This window comes from Mycobacterium sp. 1164985.4 (genome assembly GCF_001668575.1).
GTDB lineage: Bacteria > Actinomycetota > Actinomycetes > Mycobacteriales > Mycobacteriaceae > Mycobacterium.
Map to the genome: position 1 here is coordinate 1 of NZ_LZMD01000031.1, position 7,750 is coordinate 7,750.

Genomic DNA, 7,750 nt, shown 5'->3' on the forward strand with positions numbered 1-7,750 from the left:
GGCCGTGCCGCCGCTGCGCGGTCGACCACGGTCGAGCCTTGACAGCCCCCACCACCACGTTCACCACAATTGGCGGCGAGGAAGGAGGGCACGTGCGGCTCTCAAGGCATGCGGTCGTTGTGGTCTGGCCTGGGGATTCCGGCGTCGTCGAGGTAGCTGTTGATGGCGTCGTCGACAGTGTCGGTGATGACGTACCCGCGGGCCTTGATCCATTCGAGCCGGGCGAGAGTTCCCGCGTGTAGCTGTGTGGCGAACGGGCTTTTCACCTTCCGTTGACGGGCTTTGAGTCGCGGCGCTTCGGCCGGCTGGGTCGGGGTCTCGCCGGGTGGGGTGACCACGGGGGCTGGCGGAGTTTCGCTGCTTGGTAGTTCGTGCTCGGTTGATGTTTCGGGCGCGTCGGGGGTTTCGTCGGCTGTGACCCGTGCGGCTTGTGCTCGTCGCTCTGCACGCGACAGCGGCCTTGTGGAGCCGACCTGCAATCCGGTGGGTTTCGCTGCGGCGTTCATGCGGCTTGCCGCCTTGCGGCGATGCGCTGCGCGACTTCGCGGTAGGCCACTGCTGCGGTGCAGGTTGGGGCGTGCACGTTGACCGGTACACGTTTGCCTTTGGCCTCCACCACCCGGACCGTGTGTGGAATCTCGCCCAGGTAGGCCCCGCCGTCAGCCCATTCCCCCCAGTCGGCGCGTAGCTGCCTGCGCACGTCCTTGCTGGCTTTCGGATTGCCGTCGAAATCGGCCAGCAGTACGTACCGGATTTCCACGTCAGGGTTCAGGGTCTCCTGAACATCGAGGATTGAGTTGCCCAGTTCCACCAGGCCGTCGACTTCGTCGGGGCCGGCTTTGAGGACGGCCAAAACGTAGTCGGCGGCCGCCAGCGCTGCGGTGGTCAACTCCCCCAGTGCCGGCGGGCAGTCCAGCAGCACGAAGTCGTAGCCCTCGATGTCGTCGAGTTGACGTGCTAACCGCAATTGGCCCCCGGACCCGAGTCCTGTTCGCTCGAGCTCTTTGAGCGCGAGATGGCCGGGGGCGACGTCGATACCGAATTGGCTCGCCACGATGACCTTGGCTAGCGGGACGCGCATCGTCCTGTCCGGGTGCAGGACCTCGTACATCGACGCGTCCTCGGCGTCGAGCTCGATTCCCAGCCCCTTGGTGCTGTGCGCTTGCTGATCCATGTCAATCACGAGAACGCGGTGACCCATCGCGGCGAGGTTGGCGCCGAGGTTGATGGTGGTGGTGGTCTTGCCGACACCGCCCTTTTGCAGCGCCACGGCCAGAATTTCGCACTGCTTATCTGCGGAAACAGTCATGACAGGAAGCATACTAACTTACATACAAACATGTCTACATGCAGACTTACATGTAAGAAAACATGTGATGCTGATAGGGCTATGTCAGTGCTTGGGCTGATACTTGCCCCTGAATGGTGGGGGCCGGGCCGGGTTGGGGATATACGGATGTGCCAGTACGACTCGCGATGCCGCGTAGGACGGCATCGCCCCGGCACGGTATGCCCATATGCCACCAGAGGGAGCTACGGCTGGAGCGCGGCGCCGCCAACACCCCGCGTGGCTCCGAGCGCTCCGAGTGACGCTGGCCGCGCGGGCAGCGCGGGGCGAACTGTCGATTGGGCTCCGCACGTGGGGGCTGGTGGCAGCGGTATCGACCTACTGGCGTGGATGCTTGTCCTGCATTGGTGGGATGGAACGACGCTCACCGCGTGGGGGATTGCGCTAGGGACGCTTCTGCTGGCGGCACCATTCGTGATCGGCGGGGAGCTGTTGAGCAAGTGCCGGGCCTGGATCAACGATGGGAGCCGCCGCTGCGAGCAGCCCCGACATGGTTTCCTGCGACGGTGCGCTGATCACAGGTCCCAGGCCTTGACCCTGTACGACGTGGCGGGCGGGCTATCGATCCTGCTCGGCGTGCTGAACGTCCTAGTGCTGATGAACGTCGTGCTGGGTGGAGCGCCGTGACAGAGCCCGGCGACCCGCAGCGGGTGTAGCACCAGTGACCACATCCTGTGTCGGCCGGGGAAGATCGTCAGTTGGTGTCTCAGCGCGGTAAACCGTAGCGAGCACGGATGTCTTCCTCGCTGAACGTACGGCCGGCCGCGAGGTCGGCCTCCGACTCCAGCAGCGACTTATGTAGGGCTGCCACGTCGATGGACGGGTCGTCAAAGGGCCAGTCGTCGAGGTCGTCGATGGGCCACTCTTCTTTGAGTGCACCGCTGTCCGCTGGGGAGGCTGGGTCGTCGGGCGTTTCCCAAGCTTCAATTTCGTCCGGTAGTAGCGGCTCATCGAAGTCATCCGTGATAGCGAGGTCGGGCAGTTGGCCGAAGCGGCGCGGGGGAGTGCGCTTCGGCCCGGTGTCACCGTCCTCACTCGTCACGCCCTCAGGATAGATAAGGGGGCCTCGTCGTAGTACGCGGCCTACGAACCGAGCGGGTACAGCGGCGGTCACTCCAGCAGGTTGATCAGGTAGCGGCCGTGCTTTTCTGCGGCGTCGATCTTGCGGAGGAGGGCGTCTTCGAGTGCGATGTTTCCTTCGAAGATGATCGCGAGGTCCTGGCCGGTCATGTAGATGACGTTGCGTTTTCCGCTGACGTTGGCGAAGTACTGCAACACTTCCTCGTCGAAGCCGGCCATGGAGATGAACAGTCCGCGAGTGCTTTCGAGCTTGCCGTCGACCTTCAGTTTGAATCCGGCAAGGTCTTCTTTGTCGGGTGGCTGGTTGCGCCAGCGTGCTTCAACGAGATAGGTGAAGCCGCGGAAGTGGAAGGATCCGTCGACCTGCTCGTGGGGCTGCCGGGTCGATCCGGTGTATTCCAGTTCGTTGGCTCGGAAGAGGTCGGCGAGGAGCTTTTCAAGCTGGTAGCCGCGTGCTTGGCGTTCGGCGTTTGTGCTCGGCTTGCTGCGGGCCAGGGTGGCGAACTCAGTCCGGAGACGGTCTAGGGTCTGCTGTTGCTCGGTGATGTGCTGTTGGCGCTTGGCGGCTCGTGTGGCCCGGTCATTTCTGGCGGCCTGTTCGGTGTCGACGATGACGCCTTCGTGGGCGGCGGTTCGGCGCAGCGCATCGAGAGCATTGCGGCCAGCGGTGAGGTCTTCGACACCGTTGGCGGGTCGTTGCATGCCGCACAGTTCGGTGACGATGCGGCGTTGGACTGCCCACCCGTTGGGTCCTAGTTCTTGCAGCTCGTCAAGGATGCTGCGGGCAATCTTGACCTTGGTGTTTTCCAGGTGGTCATAGCGGTTGTAGACCGCGGCGGGGACACCGGCGCCGAGCATGAGCGATTTCAGGTCGCCGCGGTAGTGCAGGGCGGTTCGGCACGCAGCGAGCACTTCGTTGCGGATGGCCGTCGACAGGGGACGCGGTGTGGTCATCGTGCTAGTTCCAGGCATCGGTAGACGCTGGATCGGGATATGCCCAGGGTGCGGGCGATCTGAGCTCGGGGAGTGCCTGCTTTGTCGAGCGCGTGGGCGGCGGCGATGGTGTCGGTGCTCAGACCGGGGCGGCCGGGGTGGCGGCCGGCGGCACGGGCGGTGGCTACCCCTGCCGCGGTGCGTTCGGCTGCGATGGCTCGTTCGAACTCTGCGACAGCGCCGAAGACGTGAAAGATCAGCCGCCCGCCCGCAGTGGTGGTGTCCACCGATTCGGTGAGGGAACGCAGTTCGACGCCGCGGTCGTGCAGGTCCGTGGCGACGGCGAGCAGGTGGGGTAGGGAACGGCCGAGGCGGTCCAGCCGCCACACCATGAGGACATCGCCGCGGCGGACGTAATCCAGGAGGCTGGCCAACTCAGGTCGGTCGTCGCGGGTTCCCGACATCTGGTCTATCCAGATACGTTCTGCACCAGCCTCTCTGAGGGCTGCGATCTGCATCTCTGGTGACTGGTGCAGCGTGGAGACGCGGGCGTATCCCAGCAGTGCCATCGATGCGCGCCTTTCCAGGTGTGTTTTTAACCCTGTCCACGTTAGAGCCGTAGTGGGACAGATTTCTGGGACACACCGACACGGTGTTCACGCTGGTCACCGTGGGTCCGCGCAAGGTGCCTATTTTTCGGTCGTCTTTTTGGGCTGTCAGACCACTTCCTCTACGCCTGAAGGGTTGGCAGTTCGGCGGCGGTGGGCGGCGAGGAAGTCGTCGACGATGTCCGCGCAGTCGTGGTGGGTGATGGTGCGAATTCCGGTCATGCGGGCGAAGGCGAGTGGGCCGACGAGTTGGCACAGTGCCAGTTCGAGGTCGAAGTCGTTGATTTCGGTTCGGGCTTCATCGCTGTGCAGTAGCGCGTCGAATGGTTGTCGGTATTGGTCGACGACACGGGCTCGCAGTGCTCTGGATGCGTGGCGGTCGTCGGTGTCGTCTTTGGCGCCGGTAGGTCCGAGCGAAAGCCATGCCAGGGTGGTGACGTGCAGCGGAGCGTCGTTGAACAGGGTGGCTTGGCGGCTGAGTAATTCGATGAGTTGATCGCGCAGGGATCCGCTGGTCGGCGCCGGTGTGGTCACCTGCGGAAGGAGTCGCTCGAATGTGGCTGCAAGCAGATGCGATGAACTCTGGAAATGCCGATACAGCGTGGTGCGGGCCACCTTGGAGGCTTTGGTGACCGCATCGATGGTGACGGCTTCGACCCCTCCTGTGCTGAGAAGTGTTGCGGCAGCATCCAGTAGCCGGTTGCGTGAGCGGATTCTTCGCGGGTCGATGTCGTCATCGGGGGGTAGCGCTGATTGGCTCCCACGCCGGCGGCATCCCCGCGGTGATGAAGTCCATCGAGACCCTGCTGCACACAGACGCGCTGACCGTCAGCGGCAAGACCGTCGCCGACAACCTGCCCTCCGGCATCTCCACCGCCGCAGACGTCATCGCCACCATCGATGCCCCGTTCCAGCCGCCGCAGGGCCTGGCCGTGGTGCGCGGCAACCTGGCGCCCACCGGCGCAGTGATCAAGTGCAGCGCGGCCACCCCTGCCCTGCTGGTGCACCAGGGGCCCGCCGTGGTGTTCGACGACATGCGCGACATGATGGCCCGCTTCGACGACCCCGACCTGGACGTCACCGCGGATTCCGTGCTGGTGCTGCGTAATGCCGGCCCGCGCGGTGCCCCCGGCATGCCTGAGTGGGGCCAGCTGCCCATCCCCAGCAAGCTGCTGCGCCAGGGCGTCACCGACATGGTGCGGATCTCCGATGCCCGGATGAGCGGAACCGCCTACGGCACGTGTGTTCTGCACGTCAGCCCCGAGTCGGCCGCGGGCGGTCCGCTGGGCCTGGTCCGCGACGGCGACATCATCGCGCTGAACGCCCACGCCGGCACGCTGGACCTACTGGTTCCCGACGACGAACTGGCCACCCGCCAGGCGCCACCCCCGCGCCATCGACAGCGTCGTGGCTACGCGGCCATGTACGTCGACCGTGTCCTGCAGGCCGACCGGGGGTGCGATTTCGACTTTCTGGTCGGCCGCTCCGAGCAGCCCGAAAACGAGCCGGACGCCATTTTCGACGGCTGGGTGGGGGGCTGGTGAGTTAGCGGCTTCTTGGCGATCCCGCCCTGGTCAACGGCCTGATCGACGCTTTCCCAACGCGGACCCAACAGCCTCGCGTGTACCGTCGACACCATGACCCAGGCACCTGCCTCACCTCCGCTGCACATGCAGCGTGTCGACTTCGACCCCATCCCCACCCTCGGCGAGATCCGCGAGACCGAGGGGGTGCGCACCGTCATCAACGCTTTCGGCATGCCGGTGTACCTGGTGACCCGCCACGACGACATCAAGACGGTGCTCTCCGATCCGGAGCGGTTCTCCAATGAGCGCCCGCCAGGGTTCGTCGTACCCGGGGCACCCGAGGTGTCCGAGGAAGAACAACGCGCCGCCCAGTCCGGCAACCTGCTGGGCCTGGACCCACCCAGGCACACCCGGTTGCGCCGCATGCTCACCGGCGAGTTCACCGGCCGCCGGATGAAGCGCCTGGAGCCACGGATCACCGAGATCGTGACCCAGCATCTGGACGCCATGGAAAAGGCCGGTCCACCAAGTGATCTCGTCACCGACTTCGCATTGCCCATCCCGTCACTGGTGATCTGCGAGTTGCTGGGCGTGCCGTATGACGACCGCGACGATTTCCAGCACCGCACCAGCCGCCAGCTCGACCTGTCGATCCCGATCGAGGAACGCTTCGAGCTGCAGCGCGCCGGGCGTGCCTACATGCAGGCGCTGGTGGCCGGCGCACGTCGCTCACCCGGTGACGATATGCTCGGAATGCTGGTGCGCGAGCATGGATCCGAGCTCACCGACGACGAGCTGGTGGGCATCTGCAGCCTGCTACTGGTGGCCGGTCACGAGACCACCTCCAACATGCTCGGCCTCGGCACCCTGGCGTTGCTGCAGCACCCGGATCAGCTGGCCCTGGTGCGCAACGACCCCGATGCCGTGGGCCCGGCGGTGGAGGAGCTGCTGCGCTGGCTGTCGATCGTGCATTCGGGCATCCCCCGCATCACCACCAACGACGTGGAGATCGCCGGGGTGCAGATTCCCGCGCACCAGCTGGTGGTCGTCTCACTACCGTCGGGCAACCGCGACCCGAGCTTCATCGACAACCCGGAGGTATTCGACGTCCGCCGCGGCGCCATGGGACATCTGGCGTTCGGCCACGGTGTCCATCACTGCCTGGGCGCACCGCTGGCCCGGATGGAGATGAAGATCGCGTTTCCGGCTCTGTTGCAACGCTTTCCGACCCTGCGCCTCGACGAATCCTTCGACGACGTGGCCTTCCGGTCCTTCCACTTCATCTACGGGCTGCAGTCGCTGCAGGTGGCCTGGTGAGGGTGCGCGCCGACCGCGACGTCTGCATCGGCGCCGGGGTCTGTGTGATGAACAGCGAGGCGGTCTTCGACCAGGACGACGACGGGATCGTGGTGCTGCTGGTCGAGGATGTGCCCCCAGCCGAGCAGGACAACGCGCGAAAAGCCGTGCAGCTCTGCCCCTCCGGAGCGCTGAACATCGTCGAGTGAACGGGCGTTGACACTGCACCCACCGTGACAAAGTGCGAGTGACAGTCACGCTGGTTGCAGTCTCGATGAAGTACCAAAAACCCTGTGTCACTTGGGCATCTGACGTCACATGGCGCGGATTTTTGTCGGTGGTCGCACGTATGTTCGAGGCATGGGTAGCTCAGCCGTCGCAGACCGGGAGGCGATGCTGGCTGCCCTGGCGCAGATCGAAACCCTGACCGCGCAGATGAATCGCCTGTCGATCGACGCGTTCACCGATGTCGAGTTGTTGGATGTGCAGCAGCGTCTTGAAGCTATCGCCCGCGCGCAGCCGGTCCTCGATCATCGGGTGTATCAGCGGATCACCTCCCAGAGCTCACCGATATCCCTGGGCGCCAAGAATTACTCGGCAGTGCTGTCGCAGCGGCTGCGGATCTCCAGCTCGGAGGCGCGTCGGCGGTTGGACGAGGCGGCGTTGTTGGGGCCGCGGACCTCGCTGACCGGTGAACCGCTGGCGCCCTCCATGCCCACGTTCGCGCGTGGTCAGGCCCAGGGGTTGATCGGCGCCGAGCGCATCAAGCATGTGCGGTGGTTCTTTCGTGAGCTGCCCGGGTTCGTGGATTTTCAGACCCGGGAGAACGCCGAAGTCCAGTTGGCCCAGCATGCCTGCGAACTCGGACCCGCCGAGTTCCGCACCGCCGCCGCGCACATGCTCTACCTGCTGAACCAGGACGGCGAGCTCTCCGATGAGGACCGCCAAGCCCTGGCTTA

10 protein-coding genes are annotated in these 7,750 nt (G+C 65.0%); 4 read left to right on the forward strand and 6 right to left on the reverse strand.

Annotated elements, in window-relative coordinates; genetic code table 11:
• Positions 1–101 precede the first annotated feature (101 nt).
• The 6 genes from A5650_RS27265 to A5650_RS03785 all read right to left on the reverse strand — a co-directional run bounded on the left by A5650_RS27265 (position 102) and on the right by A5650_RS03785 (position 4,698).
• Complete coding sequence (locus A5650_RS27265; protein WP_231992524.1) at positions 102–338, reverse strand: hypothetical protein; 237 nt, start codon at positions 336–338, stop codon at positions 102–104.
• A 164-nt stretch (positions 339–502) separates the two neighbouring features.
• Positions 503–1,309, reverse strand: a complete 807-nt coding sequence (locus A5650_RS03760) for a ParA family protein (protein ID WP_044543345.1) — start codon at positions 1,307–1,309, stop codon at positions 503–505.
• Between the two features lie 745 nt (positions 1,310–2,054).
• Complete coding sequence (locus tag A5650_RS26680; protein ID WP_065143241.1) at positions 2,055–2,390, reverse strand: hypothetical protein; 336 nt, start codon at positions 2,388–2,390, stop codon at positions 2,055–2,057.
• Between the two features lie 68 nt (positions 2,391–2,458).
• Positions 2,459–3,286 (reverse strand): restriction endonuclease, encoded by an 828-nt coding sequence (locus A5650_RS03775; RefSeq protein WP_197501777.1) that lies wholly within the window; start codon positions 3,284–3,286, stop codon positions 2,459–2,461.
• Between the two features lie 92 nt (positions 3,287–3,378).
• Positions 3,379–3,930 carry a recombinase family protein gene (locus A5650_RS03780; RefSeq protein ID WP_044543343.1) on the reverse strand — a complete coding sequence of 184 codons (552 nt, stop codon included), beginning with the start codon at positions 3,928–3,930 and terminating at the stop codon, positions 3,379–3,381.
• Between the two features lie 147 nt (positions 3,931–4,077).
• Positions 4,078–4,698 (reverse strand): TetR/AcrR family transcriptional regulator, encoded by a 621-nt coding sequence (locus A5650_RS03785; protein WP_155769388.1) that lies wholly within the window; start codon positions 4,696–4,698, stop codon positions 4,078–4,080.
• Between the two features lie 56 nt (positions 4,699–4,754).
• Here A5650_RS03785 and A5650_RS03790 point away from each other — a divergent pair, with 56 nt between their 5' ends.
• The 4 genes from A5650_RS03790 to A5650_RS03805 all read left to right on the forward strand — a co-directional run.
• Positions 4,755–5,513, forward strand: coding sequence for an IlvD/Edd family dehydratase (locus A5650_RS03790; RefSeq protein WP_065143239.1), 759 nt, complete (start codon positions 4,755–4,757; stop codon positions 5,511–5,513).
• A 93-nt stretch (positions 5,514–5,606) separates the two neighbouring features.
• The gene (locus A5650_RS03795; protein WP_065143238.1) at positions 5,607–6,812 is read left to right on the forward strand and encodes a cytochrome P450; all 1,206 of its coding nucleotides are present in this window, start codon (positions 5,607–5,609) and stop codon (positions 6,810–6,812) included.
• Complete coding sequence (locus A5650_RS03800) at positions 6,809–7,000, forward strand: ferredoxin (RefSeq protein ID WP_065143237.1); 192 nt, start codon at positions 6,809–6,811, stop codon at positions 6,998–7,000. The genes A5650_RS03795 and A5650_RS03800 overlap by 4 nt, the downstream gene beginning before the upstream one ends.
• A gap of 151 nt (positions 7,001–7,151) precedes the next feature.
• On the forward strand, positions 7,152–7,750 hold a 599-nt coding region (locus A5650_RS03805; RefSeq protein WP_197501778.1), incomplete at its 3' end, for a DUF222 domain-containing protein.

What these genes read in the sequence shown, in the direction of transcription:
- A5650_RS03775 (WP_197501777.1), bottom strand. Translation starts at nt 3,286, where the DNA reads ATGCTCGGCGCCGGTGTCCCCGCCGCGGTCTACAACCGCTATGACCAC.
- A5650_RS03795 (WP_065143238.1), top strand. Translation starts at nt 5,607, where the DNA reads ATGACCCAGGCACCTGCCTCACCTCCGCTGCACATGCAGCGTGTCGAC.
- A5650_RS03780 (WP_044543343.1), bottom strand. Translation starts at nt 3,930, where the DNA reads ATGGCACTGCTGGGATACGCCCGCGTCTCCACGCTGCACCAGTCACCA.
- A5650_RS03790 (WP_065143239.1), top strand. Translation starts at nt 4,755, where the DNA reads ATGAAGTCCATCGAGACCCTGCTGCACACAGACGCGCTGACCGTCAGC.
- A5650_RS03760 (WP_044543345.1), bottom strand. Translation starts at nt 1,309, where the DNA reads ATGACTGTTTCCGCAGATAAGCAGTGCGAAATTCTGGCCGTGGCGCTG.